Source organism: Rhizobium sp. BK289, assembly GCF_014193575.1.
Lineage (GTDB): Bacteria > Pseudomonadota > Alphaproteobacteria > Rhizobiales > Rhizobiaceae > Rhizobium > Rhizobium tropici_C.
The window spans coordinates 112,273-128,079 of record NZ_JACHZO010000013.1 but is presented as its reverse complement, the minus strand read 5'-3'; the positions used below and the strand labels follow the sequence as shown (position 1 = coordinate 128,079).

The following is a 15,807-nucleotide window of genomic DNA, read 5'->3' as shown; positions in this document are numbered from 1 at the left end:
AACTATATTCCGCACCAATGACCCATGCCAAAGTGAAGAACATCGGGAGGAACAAATGACGGATAGGCTCAAGGGCAAGATTGCCATCATTTCAGGCGGGGCCACCGGCATGGGCGGAGCGGCCTCGCGCTTGTTTGCGGCAGAAGGTGCGAAGGTCGCGATCATCGATCGAAATGCCGCAGCGGCGGCGGAGACGGTGCAGGCCATTCAAGAAGCCGGTGGCATTGCCGATTATTGGGTCGCTGACGTTTCGGACGAAGCAGCCGTCAATGCGGCCGTCGAAGGTATCGAAGAGCGTTTCGGCGCCGTGACCGTACTCTTCAATCATGCCGGCACCATCGTCATCAAGCCGTTCCTCGAGACAACATTGGAGGAATGGGAATGGTTGCATGGCGTCAATGTGCGCTCCATGTTTCTGACGACCAAGGCAGTGCTGCCGGGCATGATCGCAGCCGGCGGCGGCTCCATCGTCTGTACATCATCGATCTCGGCGGTTGCGGCAACACCGATGGAAGTGCTTTACGATACGACGAAAGGCGCCGTGCACATGTTCGCCCGCGCCATTGCCGTCGAGTTTCGCGATCGCAATATTCGTTGCAATGCCGTTTGCCCCGGCTTCATCCGCACGCCGCACGGCTTGCGCGAGGTGGCTGCGCTGCAAGCTCTTGGTGTTGATGTTTCGGACGCAGCAATCGCCGCGCAGCAAGGCCGGATCGGAGAGCCGGAAGATGTTGCGCGCGCCGCCCTCTACCTTGCCTCTGACGAGTCCAATTTCGTCAATGGCATCCATCTTTTCGTCGACAATGGATTTACCGCAATCTGAACCTCTGACAGCTCGGCAACTGCGTCTCATTGCCATCCGGCATGGTCTGCATGCTTTCTTGACATCGGCTCATTATACAATATATAATATTGTATATTAATATGAATAGAGAACAGCGCCATGGACGCCGTACAAATCAATGATCGACTGACAGTATCGGCCCAACCGGAAACGGCCGCCTTTGCTGGCTTTGCGGAGCGCGGCTTCGTGGCGGTCATCAATGCTCGTCCGGAGGGTGAAGAGCAGGGTCAACCCGGCAATGCCGCCGAGGCCGCCGCCGCTCGCGCTGCCGGTCTCGGTTATACCTTCCTGCCGGTTACCAACTCCACCATTACCGACGCGGATATCGATGCCTTTCAGAAAACGTTGAAAGATGCGAAAGGGCCGGTCCTTGCTCATTGCAAGAGCGGCACTCGCGCGCTGGCGCTCTATGCAATCGGCGAGGTGCTCGACGGGCGGATGAAGCGCGAAGACGTGGTGACCTTCGGCAAGGGTCATGGGTTTGACCTGACGGGCGCGGCCAATTGGCTCGCTCGAAAAGAGCGGAAAATACCCCATGTCAAGGGCTTCTACGACGCGCGCACCGGCAGCATCCAGTATGTCGTCAGCGACCCGGCAACTCGGGCTTGCGCCATCATCGATCCTGTCTTGGATTTCGACGAAAAATCCGGCGCCACTGCCACCCTCAATGCTGATGCGATCCTGGATTACGTGCACGCCGAAAATCTCGCCGTTGAATGGATTCTCGACACCCATCCCCATGCCGATCATTTCACGGCAGCCTCCTACCTGAAGGAGAAGACCGGCGCATCGACCGCGATAGGCTCACGTGTGGTTGACGTCCAGAAGCTCTGGAAAGATATCTACAATCAGCCGGACATGGCTGCCGACGGCTCGCAATGGGATCGGATATTTGCCGATGGTGACACGTTCAAGATCGGCAATCTCGAGGGTCGCGTCATATTCTCGCCCGGCCATACGCTTGCTTCAGTCACCTATGTCATCGGCGACGCAGCCTTCATTCACGACACGATATTCATGCCTGATTCGGGTACGGCGCGGACCGATTTCCCGGGCGGCAGTGCCAAGGCTTTGTGGAATTCCATTCAGAACATCCTGGCGCTTCCCAATGAAACGCGCCTGTTCACCGGCCACGATTATCAACCTGGCGGTCGAAACCCGAAATGGGAGAGCACGGTCGACGAGCAGAAGCGGTCCAATGCGCATCTCGCTGGCATGACGGAAGACCGATTTGTGGCGCTACGCGAAGCGCGCGACCGGACACTGCCCATGCCGAAGCTGATCCTCCACGCACTTCAGGTGAATGTGCAGGGTGGTCGTTTGCCGGAGCCTGAGGACAACGGCCGCCGTTATCTCAAATTCCCGCTCGACGCATTGCAGGGGGCTGCATGGTAACGGAAATCGAAAAATCGGTTCTCTCCGCCATGTCGCTCGAGGATATGGCGAGGCGGTCGGCCGAGGTCGCATCCCTCCTGCGGACATTGGCGCATCCCATGCGACTGATGCTTGCATGCAGCTTGGCCGAAGGCGAATATTCAGTCAGCGAATTGGAGGAAAAGCTCGACATCCATCAGCCTAATCTGTCGCAACAGCTTGGGGTGTTGCGCGAAGCGGGTGTCGTCGAAACCCGTCGAGAGGCCAAGCAGATCTTCTACCGATTGACGGAGGAAAAAGCCGCGCAGCTTATCGAAGCGCTCTATTCGATCTTCTGCCTGCCGGAGGAAAGGTCATGACCGGGCATTTATCGGCCGTCTTCGCCGCCATTTGCCAGCGGAACGAATAATCCGAGTTTCACGTCGCGCAGGACCACATTCGTATGCATGCGGCGGATCTGGGGATTCTCCGCCATGATCAAGGCGGCGATATCGTCATAATGCTCGACATCCCTGGCTGTGACGATCGCAATGAGGTCGACGGCGCCGGTGACATAATAGACCTGCTGGATGTGATCCTGTTTCTCCGCCCACATTCGGAACTTGGCAAGCGCATCATAGTTGTCCCGTTCGATCTCCATGCCGACGATGAAGACCATCGAAGTTCCGGTCGCCTTACGGTCCACGACCGCAATTTCGGCCTTGATGATACCATCCTCGCGCAACCTTTTCAGGCGTCGCTGCACGGCGGACGTCGAAAGACCGACCTCGTCGGCGATGGCTTCGGCGGTGAGCTGACAGTTGCGTTGGACGATATCGAGGATATCGCGATCGAAGCGATCCAGATTTTCCATCCCATTCCTCTGGTCGGGTGATGAAATTGCGTGGCGACATCCTCATTCTATCACAAAAGATGCATTTGAAATAGATTTTTGCTTTTTTTATGCAGAACGATCGGAAATTGCGCGCAAATTCCGCTTACCTTCGCGATATTCTCCGCAAATTGTCTTTTATCGGAATTATGCATGGCAGAGCCCTCCTCCCAGGCACTTTGTGTGGAAGATCTTCACAAGAGCTTTGGTTCACACGAAGTCCTCAAGGGCATTTCAACCTCGGCTAGGCAAGGGGATGTCATTGCCGTCATCGGCTCGTCCGGTTCCGGCAAGAGCACGTTTCTGCGGTGTATAAATCTGCTCGAAATGCCCGACCGTGGACGCATCGTCGTCAATGGCGAGGAAATCGCCTTGAAGCAGGCACGGCAAGGACGGACGCAGCCGAAAAGTTGGCGACAGATCGAGCGGATCCGCAGGGGCCTCGGCATGGTATTCCAGAGTTTCAATCTCTGGGCGCACATGACTGTTTTCGAAAACGTCATCGAAGCTCCGGTGCATGTTCTGGGCTTCCCTCGCCGCGAAGCGATCGAAAAGGCGGAGGCTCTTCTCGATAAAGTCGGGCTTTACGACAAGCGCGATGCCTATCCGGCCTTTCTTTCCGGAGGTCAGCAGCAAAGAGCGGCAATCGCCCGCGCACTCTGCATAGACCCGGCGGTGATGCTCTTCGACGAACCGACATCGGCGCTCGACCCGGAACTGGTGGGTGAAGTGCTCAAGGTCATCCGCGATCTCGCCGAAGAAGGCCGGACCATGCTGCTGGTCACGCATGAGATGCGGTTTGCCCGCGACGTCTCGAGCCACGTTCTTTTTCTTCATCAGGGACGGATCGAGGAAGAGGGGGCGCCTGAGCAGGTCTTCGATGCTCCGCTCAGCGCTCGCTGCCGCGAATTCACCGGCATGCTTTCGCCCTGATCTTCACGTCCCCGCAGAACCAACAACACCAGGAGAACCCCGCACATGAAACTGCTTCCCATGCTGCTTGCCGGCGTAACACTTGCCCTTTCCGCCTTCACGGCGCAGGCCGAAGTCCGCTTCGGCATCATGAACGAGTCCTATCCGCCCTTCTTCGCCAAGGATGCCTCCGGCAAATGGCAGGGCTGGGAGATCGACATGATGGACGCCGTCTGCGAGCAGATGAAAGAGAAGTGCTCGATCGTCGAGCTTTCCTGGGACGGTCTCATTCCGGCACTTCAGAGCAAGAAGTTCGACGTGATCTGGTCATCGATGTCGAATACGGCGGAGCGTTCGAAAGTCATCGATTTCACCGACAAATATTACAATACGCCCAGCACGCTGATCGGCCCGAAGGACCAGAAGCCCGGCGCGACGGCAGACGATGTCAAGGGCAAGACCATCGGCATCCAGGTGTCGACCATTCAGTCGGAATATTACAAGAGATACTTTGCCAAGGTCGCGGACGAAAAGACCTACCAGACGCTCGATGAAGCGTTTCAGGATCTTGCAGCCGGCCGCATCGACTATGTCTTCGGCGATTCGCTTGCGCTTGATGCCTTCCTGAAAAGCGATGGCGGCAAGGATTGCTGCGCCAAGATGGGCGACGTCGCCGACGACAAGGAAATCCTTGGAGCCGGCGTTTCCGGCGGCTTGCGCAAGGAAGACACCGCACTCAAGGCAAAGCTCAATGCGGCCATCGCCGCGGTGCGCGCCAACGGCAAATATGACGAAATCACCAGGAAGTATTTCAGCTCCGACATCTACGGCGCCAAGTAAACGATCGTAGCGATGGCGACCTCCCAACAAGGCATTCTCGACCTGCTCTCCCCCTATCCGCCCGGATGGGGTGGAGTGCTGCTGACGGGCGCCGCCTCCACGGTCGCCATCTCCGCCGGCGCGTTTCTGATAGGCCTTCTTCTTGGTATCGGCGGCGCACTGGGCAAGCTTTCCGGCATCAGGCCACTCAGCCTTTTGCTGGAACTTTACACCACCGCCATCCGCGCGGTCCCCGAGCTGATCCTGATCGTCGGGCTCTATTATGCCGGAATGGACGGTCTCAACCGGCTCCTTGCGGTGCTCAATTTCCCCGCCTTCGAATTGAATGGCTTTGCGGTCGCCATCGCCGTGCTCGGCTTCGTGCAGGGTGCCTACATGACGGAGGTGCTGCGCGGTGCGATCCTTGCCATTCCCGTCGGCCAGGTCGAGGCGGCAAAGGCTTTCGGCATGGGACCGCGTCTGCGTTTCCGCCGCATCATCCTGCCCGCCCTGCTGCCGAACGCGCTACCGGGACTTGCCAATCTTTGGATGTCGGTCACCAAGGACAGCGCTCTCGTCGCGGTCGTCGGCTACCAGGAGCTCGCTCTCGCCACGCGTCTCGCCGGCGCGAGTACCAAGCATTACTTCATCTTTTTCCTGGCCTCCGCCCTCATTTATCTCGCCCTCACGCTCGTCTCGAATGCGGTGTTCAAGCTGATTGAGCGTCGGGTGCGGCGTGGCCAGCCGAAGCTTGCGTGAGGAGCGTTGACATGACCTTCGCATGGATCAATGCCTACTGGCCGCTTCTGTTGACCGGAGCCTGGCAAACGCTGTCGCTGCTTGCTATTTCCGTTGTCTTCGGCTTCATCATCGCAATCGGCCTCGCCTTCGCGCAGATCAGCAGCAATCGCCTTCTCCGGTATGTCGCCAGCGCTTATTGCACCTTCTTCCGGGGTACGCCGCTGCTGATCCAGCTCTGGCTGCTCTATTATGGCGTCGGCTCTCTTTTGCCTGTCATCCCCGGCATTCGCCAGAGCCTGCTTTGGCCGGTCCTGCGCGAAGGCTTTTTCTTCGCCGCCGTCAGCTTTACGCTGAACTATGCGGCTTACGAAGCGGAGGTGCTGCGCGGCGCATTGCTTGCCGTCCCGAAAGGCGAGCTGGAGGCCGGCCGCGCATTCGGCATGCGGCCCTTCACGCTGACACGGCGCATCTGGCTGCCACGCGCCATTCGCATCGCATTGCCGACGATCGGCGGCGAAATCGTCATGCAGCTGAAAGCGACGCCGCTGGCCTTCACCGTCACGGTGATGGATCTCTACGCCGTTGCCACCAAGGTGCGTCAGGACACGCTGCTCGTCTACGAGCCGCTGATGGTCGTGACCATCTTCTATCTCATCATCACAGCCATGATCGCGCGAGCCTTCCGCTTCCTGGAGGCGCAGGTTCCCGTGCGGCGCTAACCGGGGGCACGAAGGAGGGGCCGCACCTCTCCGCATGCCCGACCTTTCTGGAGATCCATTCATGAGCAAATTCCTGATCCTCGACGGCGGCATGAGCCGCGAACTCCTTCGTCTCGGCGCCGAGTTGAAGCAGCCGGAATGGTCGGCACTGGCGCTGATCAATTCGCCCGAGATAGTCCGACAGGTCCACGACGAATTCATCGCCGCCGGCTCGGACGTCATAACCACCAACAGCTACGCGCTCGTGCCATTCCATATCGGTGAAGAGCGGTTCCGGGCCGACGGTGCCGCTCTGATTGCGCGTGCGGGACAATTGGCGCGCGACGCCGCCGACGCCTGCAAGGACCGTAAGATCCTGGTTGCCGGCTCCCTGCCGCCGATCTTCGGTTCCTACGAGCCTGAGAATTTCGATCCGTCTCGAGTCCAGGATTATCTCAAGGTTCTGGTGGAAAATCTCGATCCTTACGTCGATGTCTGGCTCGGCGAAACCCTCAGCCTGATCGCCGAAGGAGAAGCCGTTCGCACCGCCGTTGCCGAAACCGGCAAGCCTTTCTGGATCTCCTTCACCCTAGCGGATGACGCCGCTCAGCGGAACGGCGCCTCTCCCGCGCTCCGTTCCGGGGAAAGGGTGGAGGATGCGGCTCGATGGGCCGCTTCGTCCGGTGCGGAAGCGCTTCTGTTCAATTGCAGCAAGCCGGAAGTCATGCGCGCGGCGGTCGATACGGCGGGAGAGGTCTTCAGGAGCAGCGGTTCTACCCTGCAGATCGGCGTCTATGCCAATGCCTTCGAAGGAGAGCAGGGCGAATCCGCCGCCAATGAGGGCCTTCATGCCACGCGTGACGATCTGAACGACGACGCCTATTCGCGTTTCGCCTGTTCATGGGTCGATGCCGGCGCAACGATGGTCGGCGGCTGCTGCGGGATTGGCGCGGGACATATTCACCAGCTGAGGCGATCCCTCACGCATGCCGTTGAGGCGGCAGGCAATTCCTGACATATATGCACGCAGGCGACTTGCCGGCTGGATATCGCGTCATGAATGGATCAACACCGGAAAAACGCAGGATGCGCGCACCCGCGGGCTCCGTTACCGGGCTTTGCTCGGCATCCGCGACCATGTTTGCAGTCGGGATGGCGTTCCTCGGCTATTGGGGCGTGTATGAACAGGGACCCTGGCATATCTCCGATTATTTCGTGGTGGTTTTGGCCATCATCGGATTTGCAGCGCTTGGCTGCGTGCCCTTGATCGTGACGACTCCCGTGGCGGAAGAAGAAGCGGAAAAAGTGGTCGAGGCCAGGCGCGCCTTGGCGCTGGGAATAGCCTTTATCTGGCTATCCGTCTGCATAGCGGTATTCGCCTGAGCAATTGTGGCGCCATAACGACGCGACGGCGCAAGGAGCCTGTCTCCAGTGCCGTCGCAAAGCCGGGGCAATCTTACTTTTTCACACTCAAGGCGGCGATCCGATCGACCGCTGCCGAAAAGCCTTGCAGCGAGATTTGAAAACCGAGCGCATTGCCACCGTCGGCAACGACCTTGAGATTCAGGCGTGAGCCGTTGCGCAATTTGGCAAGCGTCGCGGCGTCGAGCGGAAGCAAGGCAATGCAGCCATTGGGCAGGCAGGTGCGAAAGCGCACCGGCTTCAACGGCGGCTGGTCATCGATATTCGGTGTCACGCCGGAGTCGAGAACGATGCCGAACGGCAGCAGAAGCGTCGCAAGCCCGCTGCCGTCGGGACGCATCTGTAATTCGACGGCAAGCAGCCGCTGACCATTCTGTTGAGTTTGATCCTGCGAAATCGTGCATACCGGCGCCTTGTCGCTTTGGCTGCATGCGACGCGCCAGTCCTGATAGGCCTCCTGCAGGCTTGAAGCACCGTTTGGCAGCGCCGATTGGGCAAAGGCCGTGGGCGCAAGCGTCAAAATCGCGCTCGCGCAGACAAGGGTGAGCATCGCCCGAAACATGCGACCGATCGTACGGAATGAAATGAACGTCGAAACTGGCAAAGGATAAGGTCTTTCTGCTTGGAGCAAAATATTTCCGCGGCCGGCACCGCAGGGCATCAGGGGTATGGGTCATGCCGATGAGCCATGATCGCGAAATCCATGCTTTCGCGATCATGACTGCGGATAGTTACGTGCACACCCACTCGCGGACTGCGCAGGAAGAGCCGGAGCGCTCGCATGCCTTCAGCGCGAGATCTTCGGCTTCCTTGCGCGTCGGTGCCGAATTCGCGCTCCATGGCGTCGCCCGTTCGCGTTTTTCCTTGCCGATGGCAAGCGCCCCGCAATGGTTGTACGGAAAGCCGGTCTTATCATCGTCATCCCAGTGCCGGTGATTGCGGAACACGCTGACGACGACGCAGCTCTTGCCCTTGTCGTGCTCGCAGTGCTTAAGCGCGATATCCATGGCTTCCTGCCGTTTGTCGGCGCCCCAGAAGAAGCCGTATTTCTCGTCAGGCGCGGAATAGGCGATGGCCGCCCAGATGCCGCGTTCGTCCGGCGGAGGGGCCGGCGGCTGCTCGGTCGTAAAGAGATCGGCGGCCCCCAGCTGGGCGGTGGAGACAAACAGCATGCCGATCGCAGCAATGGCGGATCTCAATTTCATTTGGTGCCCCCTTGTTTTCCTGCTGCCGAAGCGACCGAAATGACGATGCAGCCGTTTCCGGTCGGCAGAAGCATCGCATCGCCGCCATCGCTGCCGAGTTCGTAGACTCCGACCTGCCCGAGATTGTTGACGAGCTTGCTTCCGTTCGGGAACTTGGCCGAAACTTCCGGGCAAGAGCCTGTAAACGGTGCCACGCGGACCATGGCGCCTTCGCAGCCGGATGCGACCGGTGCCGCGAATACGATGCCGGCAGCCGGGCCGCTATAACCCTGCGTGGCGTAGTCCATGCCGACGAGGGCCTGCACCGCATGCTTGTCGGCCGCCTGGTTGTTCCAGATCGATTGGACATTGTATTGCGTGCCGTTGGTCAGCAACTGTCCGAGCACCGGAAAGATGGTCGAGCAGGACTGCAGGCCGGCCTTTTTGGCGTGCTGCAGGAACGGCGTGTCCGGCAGCGCCGGATTGGCGTCGTTCGCCGCGGCGACGGCCGGCTGCGATAGAAGGTTCCCGATCAGGTCATAGCGGGCGACCGCATAGCCGCCGGCGCCGGCAATGGCGATGGCAAGCAGCGAGAGAAGGGTCGCCTTCCGCCATCTCCGCCCCGGTTTCACCTGATCGTCCGCCACGGTCTGAATTGCGGCGTCGTTCTTGTTCCGGGACATGATGCGGTCGTGGATTGATTGCTGGGTCATTGAAAATCCGTCCGTCACTTTATCGCCTTCACGGCGGTAGAAAGGCCCTTGAGGTTTGCAGTCACGCTGATCGTCTGCCCATCCGCCGTCGGGTAGGAGATCGCCGGCGCGGTACTCTTCGAAATCTGCTCGCGCAGGACAGGCCCGATCGGGAGCATGCCGACGCACACTGTTTGGTTACAGCCGTCGAGCTTGACTTGGATAGGCTCCTTGCGTCCCTCGAACTTCACCAGGATGCGTCCGTCGCTCTTGGCAACCGGGGCGGTGCGCAGGATCATGTAGGGCTCGCCTCCCTTGGTGGCGGCGAGCGACCAGCTGAACGCGATCTGCCCCCGCTCGTTCTCGATGATCTGAGTGACGTTGCAAACCCGCTGGCGGACCTTCAGGTTTTCATCGCAGATCAGGGTCCAGTTTTCGAACGGGCGAATGGTTCTCTGATATTCGCCAGGCTTCAACTCCGGAGGAACGACGACCTCGGAAGGTTTTATGCGATAGGTTGGGAGGGCAGCCTCCTGCCCGGCCGCGAACGGGCCGAACAGGAGGCTGCAAGCCATGAAAGCCGGGACGCCGAGAAGCGCTCCTTTCAGCATGACGTGGCTCAGTTCAAAGTGAAGCTGAGACCAGCACCGACGCCCACCTGGCCGCCAGCCGCCGTACCCGACAGGTTGCCGCGGATGCGCCCGTCTTCGCTGGTATAGCCCGCACCGAAGGCGAGAGCGCCTTCACCCCGCCAGACGCCACCGCCGACAGCCACGCTCAGCTTGCCGGGACGGTCGTCATAGCGAAGCGATGCCGCGGCAAGCCCAATCGCGGCCGCCTGTCTTGCTTCCGACCGCACGTCTCCGAGCTCCCTGTTCAGTTGCCCGAACTTCTGGTCCGTATAGTTGTTGGCCGAGGCCAGCGTCGTGGCGACAGCGTTATCCGTATACGACTTGCCCTGGTTGAAGCTGTCGGTCAGCTGAGCGACATTGACGGCATCCGTCGAAGCGACCCCCTTGCCGACATTGGAGATGACCACCGGTGCATTGACGTCGCCGCCCTGCAGCGTGATGCTGTTCTTCTTGCTGCCATCGGCATTGAGGTCATAGGTGACGGCGTTCTTGGTAATCGTCCCGACACCGGTCTGCAGGCTGTTGATCGCCGAATTGGTCGCGGCGAGCTGCGAGCCGTTGATGGCGTCGGTGCTGTCGGACGAAATGCGGCCGGCCGCGACGTTCGTGATGGTTCTTTCAGACCCTGCAGCCCCAACACTCACCGTTCCCACAGGCGTGGTGCCGGCAAAGTTGTAGTGCTGGCCCTGAAGGTCCGTACCTGATGTGCCGACGGCTGCCTGCGTTGACGAACCGGAGCCCAAGGCCACATCATTGGCATTGTTGGCCTGCGCGCCCTGACCGAGGGCGACCGCACCCGTGCCCGCCGCTGCCGCGCCGTTGCCGGCCGCCAGGCTGCTTGCGCCGGTGGCGACACTCTGCGGACCGATCGCAACGCTGTCGGTGCCGCTGGCAGCGGAATCGGCGAGGGTCGAGTTGGCGTGGAAGTACTTGATGCCGCCGCCATTGTTGATGTTGGTCAGCGTGTTGTTCACCGCACCGAAGGCATCGTAGACCGTGGTGTAGTTGTTGCCCTGGATATTGTAGGTCGGGCCGGTGACCGTGCCGTCCGGATTGACGGTCGTGCCGCCGCCGATCAGGTTGGTGATGTTGGTGCCGAGACCCTTGAGCTGGCTGACATTCACGGCGTCGGTATCGGCCGAACCGGCTGCCAGATTGGTCAGCTTGCGCGTCGATCCGGCCGAGCCGATCGACACTTCGCCGACGGAGGTTTGCGGGCTCGTGAGGGCGAAGCCGGTGTAGCCGGATTGAGCGCCCACACTCGTTACGGATTGTGCGCCGAGAGCGACGCTGTTGATGTTGTTGGCCTGCGCGCCGGCGCCCAATGCGACCGATTGGATTCCTCCAGCCACCGAGTTCGTACCAAGGGCGACGCCGTCGGCCAGCATGACATGGGCATTCTGGCCGATGGCCGTGCCGCCGGGCGCGACCTGGTCGACGACCGCGCCATTGCCGATGCCGATGCCGTTGTCACCATTGACGACAGTCGTCGGGCCGACAGCCACCGACTCTGCGCCGACGGCAAGCGAGTCGCCGGCCGCCGAGTTCGCATGGAAGTACTTGCTCGGCGTCGCTGCGACCGAAGCAATGGCACCCTGCAACTGGCGAACCGTGACGGCATCCTGCGCGCTGCTACCGTCAGCCACATTGGTGATCTGGCGATAGGAGGTGCTCGAACCGACTGAGACAGCGCCCAGCAGGGTCTTGTCCGTCGTGTTGTACTGGATGAAGTTCGTCGGACCCGCGGGCAACTGGCCGGAGGCGGGAGCCAGAACGCGATCGGCAACCGATCCCGAACCAAGCGCCACGCCGCCGACGATGGTCGACTGGCTGTTCATGCCAAGCGCGAGCGCATTGTCGGCGGTCGAGGTGGCGTTATAGCCGACCGCCGTGGAGCCGATCCCTTGAGCGGAGGAGTCGCTGACGGCAAGGGTCCTGTCGTTGGTGCGCACATAGCGGATGCCATCGCCGTTTGCATCGGTGTAGGTCGTCGATGTGTCGCCGGCGATGTTGTTGATCGTATTGCCGAGATTGGTCAGGTTGCCGTTGATGGTGGTGATGTCGGTGGAGTTCTGCGTCACCTGCTGGTTGGTGGCAAAGAGCTGCGAGCCGTTGACCGCATCGGTCGAACCATTGTTCAGGCGGCCCGCCGCGACGTTGGTGATGGTGCGCTCGGCACCGACAGCGCCGACGCTGACCGTCGAAGCCGGTGTCGTGCCGGCAAAGTTGTAGGTGGTGGTGCCGATCACCGTGCTGGCGGTGCCGACCGCAACGTCGGTTACCGAGCCAGAGCCGAGCGCCACGGCGCCTGCGTTGCCGGCGGTAGCGTTGACGCCCAGCGCGAGTGCATCCGCGGCACTGGCATTCGCTTGTTTGCCGAGAGCGGTCGCTTGAGCGGCCGTGGCAAAGGCATTTTGGCCAACCGCGGTACTGGAGATGGCTGTCGCTTGGGCATTGGGGCCGATGGCCGTGCTGTAGTCACCCGTGGCCTGGGATATGTATCCAAACGCCGCCGCGTCGAGGCCGGAAGCGGTCGCACTGTTGCCGGCCGCGATGGCATTCGCTCCTGCCGCAGTCGAGAGAGGTCCGATCGCGACCGATTCCGCGCCCGTTGCCGACGAGTCCGCTGCCGTCGAGTTGGCATGGAAATATTTGATGCCGCCGCCGGTGGTGATGTTGTTGATCGCGGTCGTGTTGATGTCGACCTGCTGGTTGGTCGCAAAGAGCTGCGAGCCGTTGACGGCATCAGTCGAACCGTTATTGAGCCGGCCCGCCGCGACATTGGTGATGGTGCGTTCGGCACCTGGCGCGCCGACGCTGACCGTCGAGGTCGGTGTCGTGCCGGCGAAGTTATAGGTATTGCCGCCGATCACCGCGCTCGCGGTGCCGACTGCTACGTCGGTCACTGAGCCCGAACCGAGCGCTACGTCGCCGGAACTCGCCGTCGCCGTTGCGCCGTTACCCAAGGCGATATTGCCGACGAAGCCGGAAGCACCGGCGGTGGAACCGTTGCCGAGCGCGACCGAGCCCTGGCCGATCGCCTTGTTGTTGTTGCCGATCGCGACTGCGCCGGCCGCCTGGTTGGCGGCGCTGGCACTCGCCGTGCCATCGCTGTTGGCGATGTTGTTGGCGCCGCCGGTGAAGGCGCCGGCGCCGCTCGCATAGCTCGGATCGCCGATCGCGACCGCGCCGTCGCCGTAAGCGGAATTGCCGAAGCCGATCGCGACGGCCTGACCGCCATCGGCGATCGCGCCCGTGCCGATGGCGACGGAATCGTCGCTGAGCGAGCCAGCGGCGGTGCCGATGGCGATCCCGTTCACGCCTTGTGACACCGCGCTCGAACCGATCGCGGTCGAAGCTGCTGCTGTCGCGACGGCCGACGTGCCAATGGCAGTCGAGTCATCTCCTCCGGCATTGGCAATACGGCCAGCGGCGAACGCACGGTTGCCAGCGGCCTTGGCTTCAGAACCAATCGCGGACGAGTGCGCTCCCGTTGCGCTGGCCTGGAAGCCTACCGCTGCCGAATTGTCGGCGCTGGCGACCGTGCCGATGCCGAGCGCGGTACTGCCGACTCCGCCGGCATTGGCGCTGACGCCGGCAGCGAGAGAATTGTTTCCGGTCGCCTGCGTTCCAGAACCGTACGAGGAGGCGTTTGTGCCGCTGGCAACAGCCTGGCGTCCCGTGGCGGTGGAATTGTCGCCGCTGGCGCTGGCACCGGCGCCCGTGGCAACCGATAAGACACCTGCGGCATTTGCATTGTTGCCGAGCGCGACGCTGGACGTCCCGGTGGCGGCAACGGTTGCGCCCGAGCCTATCGCAACGGCACCGCCGCCAGCGAGCGTCTGCGCCTGGTTACCCAAGGCAACCCCAAAAGCTCCTGAGGCAACGGAGCTGGAGCCAGCGGCGACCGAATTGATTCCGGATGCTGCGGCTTGCTTGCCAAGCGCAAGGGCACTGTCAGCACTGGCGACGGAGCCCCAGCCTCCGGAAAATGCATAGCTGCCGGTGGCGCCGGCGCTGACGCCGACCGCGGTGGAGTTCCCTCCCGAAGCAGTGGAGAAGGTGCCTAGCGCGCTGGCCCCGGCTGCGGTGGCCTTAGCCTGTACGCCGAGCGCTACGGAATTGACGTTATTTGAGACCGTGCCTTGGCCGAGAGCCATCGCGCCGCCTGTACCCGTGGCCGACGCATTCAGGCCGAGAGCCACACCGTATTGGGTCGACGAAACGGACTGGCGTCCTATCGCAATGGCGTCGGCTTGGGATGCCGTAACATCCGTGCCGATGGCGACGGTGCTCTGCGCGAGAGCGCCCGATGTTGTGACGGTGCGCGAGCCGAGATAGACGGAGTTCAATGTGGTGGCCTTCGCCTGGAAGCCGAGAGCAATGGCATTCTGAGCGCTAGAGGCGGCGCCGCTGCCTTGGGCGAGAGAATCCAATCCCGACGCAACGGTGTTTGCGCCGAAAGCACTACTGCGCAGCCCGCTCGCGGTGGAACTGGCGCCTACGGCGGTCGACGCAACACCGCTCGCGCTAGTGGCAAGACCAAGAGCGGTCGAATTCCCGCCGGTCGCCGCGGCTGACGTTCCTACCGCAGTATCATTCCCGTTTTGGGTTTGTGCATCCACCCCGATGGCAACTGAATTACTCCCATTGGAAATCGCTCGGCAGCCGATGGCCATACCACCTGTCACCGCCCCGGTGGTGGCCGTGAATCCAGTGCAACCGATCGCGATGCCGTTAGTACCGGTCGCAGTGCCAGTGCCCGCCGTATAATTACCGCCAACTTGGGCAAATGCCTGAGGCGCAATAATCAGCCCCAAGGCGCCGAAAATAGCGCCAATCGCACCGATACTCCGATCTTTACGACGCATGCCGAGAACGCGCGACGACATCCGCAGCGCAGCCATCACGCGGCGACGCTGCGAACGATCTCTACCCCTCACCGGCGCTGCGTCTTTGATAAGTCCAGTACGAGATTCAGTCTGCAGATGTTCCCCAACATATTCCCTCATGCTGCCTTATCCTCGCTGTTGACTGGACGACTTGGCGCGCCCGAAACCGCATCTGCGGCCGCGTCGTCATTGAAATTCCGCATGTCCAGAAGTGTTTGCCCCATCCTGGCGCTTTGGCTTTCGAGCTGCTCGCGCAGGCTTTCGACCCACGGCTCCGTCGGCGCCGGGACGCTATGCAATGCAGCATCGGCCCGATCGGGAGGAAGCTTCATCGCCACCAGGGCGCGGCAGACATCGAAATGAAACGATGGTTCGCTTTCCCCATAGGCCGGGGAGGTCAAACCAAGGACCAGGCAGGCAAATAGATAATCAAGTTCCGCCTCGGTCAGGCGGTTGGCATATCGCTGTTGCAAGGCGGACCAGGCTGCCTCGACTTTCGGAGCAAAGATTTCAAATTCAGGGAATTGAATGTCCATACAGCACCGGTTCGTTACCGTCTGTGACCATGCCCTTATTTTCGCGGAAGCGTATTTTAGAAAATTCCGGATTTTTTTTAGGAAATTACGGTTTTTTGCCCGCTCGGTTGCAGGTGTATCCGCTTTGCCACACGTACCGCAGGCTGTTGCGCATGAGCGCCGGGGATCGCCGGGCATGCATGCCAGGCGG

General features: G+C 61.1%; 16 protein-coding genes. 9 read left to right on the top strand and 7 right to left on the bottom strand.

What is annotated here, in order from left to right; genetic code table 11:
• Nucleotides 1-55: 55 nt before the first annotated feature.
• The 3 genes from FHT84_RS23285 to bigR all read left to right on the top strand — a co-directional run bounded on the left by FHT84_RS23285 (nucleotide 56) and on the right by bigR (nucleotide 2,577).
• Nucleotides 56-823 carry an SDR family oxidoreductase gene (locus tag FHT84_RS23285; RefSeq protein WP_183764207.1) on the top strand — a complete coding sequence of 256 codons (768 nt, stop codon included), beginning with the start codon at nucleotides 56-58 and terminating at the stop codon, nucleotides 821-823.
• A 120-nt stretch (nucleotides 824-943) separates the two neighbouring features.
• Nucleotides 944-2,239: a bifunctional sulfur transferase/dioxygenase Blh gene (blh, locus tag FHT84_RS23280; RefSeq protein WP_183764210.1), complete on the top strand. Its 1,296-nt coding sequence runs from the start codon at nucleotides 944-946 to the stop codon at nucleotides 2,237-2,239.
• Nucleotides 2,233-2,577: a sulfite-sensing transcriptional repressor BigR gene (gene bigR, locus FHT84_RS23275; protein WP_112343470.1), complete on the top strand. Its 345-nt coding sequence runs from the start codon at nucleotides 2,233-2,235 to the stop codon at nucleotides 2,575-2,577. The genes blh and bigR overlap by 7 nt, the downstream gene beginning before the upstream one ends.
• 8 nt (nucleotides 2,578-2,585) lie before the next feature.
• On the opposite strand, the gene FHT84_RS23270 is transcribed toward bigR, so the two are convergent.
• Complete coding sequence (locus FHT84_RS23270; protein WP_183764213.1) at nucleotides 2,586-3,071, bottom strand: Lrp/AsnC family transcriptional regulator; 486 nt, start codon at nucleotides 3,069-3,071, stop codon at nucleotides 2,586-2,588.
• A gap of 171 nt (nucleotides 3,072-3,242) precedes the next feature.
• Between FHT84_RS23270 and FHT84_RS23265 the strand changes: the two genes are divergently transcribed.
• The 6 genes from FHT84_RS23265 (at nucleotide 3,243) to FHT84_RS23240 (ending at nucleotide 7,642) form a co-directional block, all read left to right on the top strand.
• The gene (locus tag FHT84_RS23265; protein ID WP_183764216.1) at nucleotides 3,243-4,022 is read left to right on the top strand and encodes an ABC transporter ATP-binding protein; all 780 of its coding nucleotides are present in this window, start codon (nucleotides 3,243-3,245) and stop codon (nucleotides 4,020-4,022) included.
• 45 nt (nucleotides 4,023-4,067) lie between these two features.
• On the top strand, nucleotides 4,068-4,841 hold the full coding sequence (locus FHT84_RS23260) for a transporter substrate-binding domain-containing protein (protein ID WP_183764219.1): 774 nt from the start codon (nucleotides 4,068-4,070) through the stop codon (nucleotides 4,839-4,841).
• Nucleotides 4,842-4,853: 12 nt separating this feature from the next.
• Nucleotides 4,854-5,579 carry an ABC transporter permease subunit gene (locus FHT84_RS23255; protein ID WP_183764222.1) on the top strand — a complete coding sequence of 242 codons (726 nt, stop codon included), beginning with the start codon at nucleotides 4,854-4,856 and terminating at the stop codon, nucleotides 5,577-5,579.
• An 11-nt stretch (nucleotides 5,580-5,590) separates the two neighbouring features.
• The gene (locus FHT84_RS23250; RefSeq protein WP_183764225.1) at nucleotides 5,591-6,280 is read left to right on the top strand and encodes an ABC transporter permease; all 690 of its coding nucleotides are present in this window, start codon (nucleotides 5,591-5,593) and stop codon (nucleotides 6,278-6,280) included.
• A gap of 61 nt (nucleotides 6,281-6,341) precedes the next feature.
• Nucleotides 6,342-7,274: a homocysteine S-methyltransferase family protein gene (locus tag FHT84_RS23245; RefSeq protein WP_183764228.1), complete on the top strand. Its 933-nt coding sequence runs from the start codon at nucleotides 6,342-6,344 to the stop codon at nucleotides 7,272-7,274.
• Nucleotides 7,275-7,315: 41 nt separating this feature from the next.
• Nucleotides 7,316-7,642: a hypothetical protein gene (locus FHT84_RS23240; protein ID WP_183764231.1), complete on the top strand. Its 327-nt coding sequence runs from the start codon at nucleotides 7,316-7,318 to the stop codon at nucleotides 7,640-7,642.
• Nucleotides 7,643-7,715: 73 nt separating this feature from the next.
• Here FHT84_RS23240 and FHT84_RS23235 read toward each other — a convergent pair whose 3' ends face one another.
• The 6 genes from FHT84_RS23235 to FHT84_RS23210 all read right to left on the bottom strand — a co-directional run bounded on the left by FHT84_RS23235 (nucleotide 7,716) and on the right by FHT84_RS23210 (nucleotide 15,794).
• Nucleotides 7,716-8,243: an invasion associated locus B family protein gene (locus FHT84_RS23235; RefSeq protein ID WP_183764234.1), complete on the bottom strand. Its 528-nt coding sequence runs from the start codon at nucleotides 8,241-8,243 to the stop codon at nucleotides 7,716-7,718.
• Between the two features lie 169 nt (nucleotides 8,244-8,412).
• The gene (locus FHT84_RS23230) at nucleotides 8,413-8,886 is read right to left on the bottom strand and encodes a DUF4189 domain-containing protein (RefSeq protein ID WP_183764237.1); all 474 of its coding nucleotides are present in this window, start codon (nucleotides 8,884-8,886) and stop codon (nucleotides 8,413-8,415) included.
• A complete protein-coding gene (locus tag FHT84_RS23225) occupies nucleotides 8,883-9,578 on the bottom strand; it encodes a hypothetical protein (protein ID WP_112343479.1) in 696 nt (231 codons plus the stop codon). The genes FHT84_RS23230 and FHT84_RS23225 overlap by 4 nt, the downstream gene beginning before the upstream one ends.
• A gap of 14 nt (nucleotides 9,579-9,592) precedes the next feature.
• Nucleotides 9,593-10,168, bottom strand: coding sequence for an invasion associated locus B family protein (locus FHT84_RS23220; protein WP_113251786.1), 576 nt, complete (start codon nucleotides 10,166-10,168; stop codon nucleotides 9,593-9,595).
• An 8-nt stretch (nucleotides 10,169-10,176) separates the two neighbouring features.
• On the bottom strand, nucleotides 10,177-15,201 hold the full coding sequence (locus FHT84_RS23215; protein WP_183764240.1) for a YadA-like family protein: 5,025 nt from the start codon (nucleotides 15,199-15,201) through the stop codon (nucleotides 10,177-10,179).
• A complete protein-coding gene (locus FHT84_RS23210) occupies nucleotides 15,198-15,794 on the bottom strand; it encodes a hypothetical protein (protein ID WP_246698607.1) in 597 nt (198 codons plus the stop codon). Before FHT84_RS23210 ends, FHT84_RS23215 begins: the two co-directional genes overlap by 4 nt.
• Between the last annotated feature and the right edge of the window lie 13 nt (nucleotides 15,795-15,807).

Excerpts from the sequence above, each read along its gene's own strand:
- FHT84_RS23215 (WP_183764240.1), bottom strand. The coding sequence starts at position 15,201 with ATGAGGGAATATGTTGGGGAACATCTGCAGACTGAATCTCGTACTGGA.
- FHT84_RS23220 (WP_113251786.1), bottom strand. The coding sequence starts at position 10,168 with ATGCTGAAAGGAGCGCTTCTCGGCGTCCCGGCTTTCATGGCTTGCAGC.
- FHT84_RS23285 (WP_183764207.1), top strand. The coding sequence starts at position 56 with ATGACGGATAGGCTCAAGGGCAAGATTGCCATCATTTCAGGCGGGGCC.
- FHT84_RS23245 (WP_183764228.1), top strand. The coding sequence starts at position 6,342 with ATGAGCAAATTCCTGATCCTCGACGGCGGCATGAGCCGCGAACTCCTT.
- FHT84_RS23270 (WP_183764213.1), bottom strand. The coding sequence starts at position 3,071 with ATGGAAAATCTGGATCGCTTCGATCGCGATATCCTCGATATCGTCCAA.
- FHT84_RS23265 (WP_183764216.1), top strand. The coding sequence starts at position 3,243 with ATGGCAGAGCCCTCCTCCCAGGCACTTTGTGTGGAAGATCTTCACAAG.
- FHT84_RS23255 (WP_183764222.1), top strand. The coding sequence starts at position 4,854 with ATGGCGACCTCCCAACAAGGCATTCTCGACCTGCTCTCCCCCTATCCG.
- FHT84_RS23250 (WP_183764225.1), top strand. The coding sequence starts at position 5,591 with ATGACCTTCGCATGGATCAATGCCTACTGGCCGCTTCTGTTGACCGGA.
- FHT84_RS23225 (WP_112343479.1), bottom strand. The coding sequence starts at position 9,578 with ATGACCCAGCAATCAATCCACGACCGCATCATGTCCCGGAACAAGAAC.
- FHT84_RS23240 (WP_183764231.1), top strand. The coding sequence starts at position 7,316 with ATGAATGGATCAACACCGGAAAAACGCAGGATGCGCGCACCCGCGGGC.
- FHT84_RS23235 (WP_183764234.1), bottom strand. The coding sequence starts at position 8,243 with ATGTTTCGGGCGATGCTCACCCTTGTCTGCGCGAGCGCGATTTTGACG.
- FHT84_RS23210 (WP_246698607.1), bottom strand. The coding sequence starts at position 15,794 with ATGCCCGGCGATCCCCGGCGCTCATGCGCAACAGCCTGCGGTACGTGT.
- FHT84_RS23260 (WP_183764219.1), top strand. The coding sequence starts at position 4,068 with ATGAAACTGCTTCCCATGCTGCTTGCCGGCGTAACACTTGCCCTTTCC.
- bigR (WP_112343470.1), top strand. The coding sequence starts at position 2,233 with ATGGTAACGGAAATCGAAAAATCGGTTCTCTCCGCCATGTCGCTCGAG.
- blh (WP_183764210.1), top strand. The coding sequence starts at position 944 with ATGGACGCCGTACAAATCAATGATCGACTGACAGTATCGGCCCAACCG.
- FHT84_RS23230 (WP_183764237.1), bottom strand. The coding sequence starts at position 8,886 with ATGAAATTGAGATCCGCCATTGCTGCGATCGGCATGCTGTTTGTCTCC.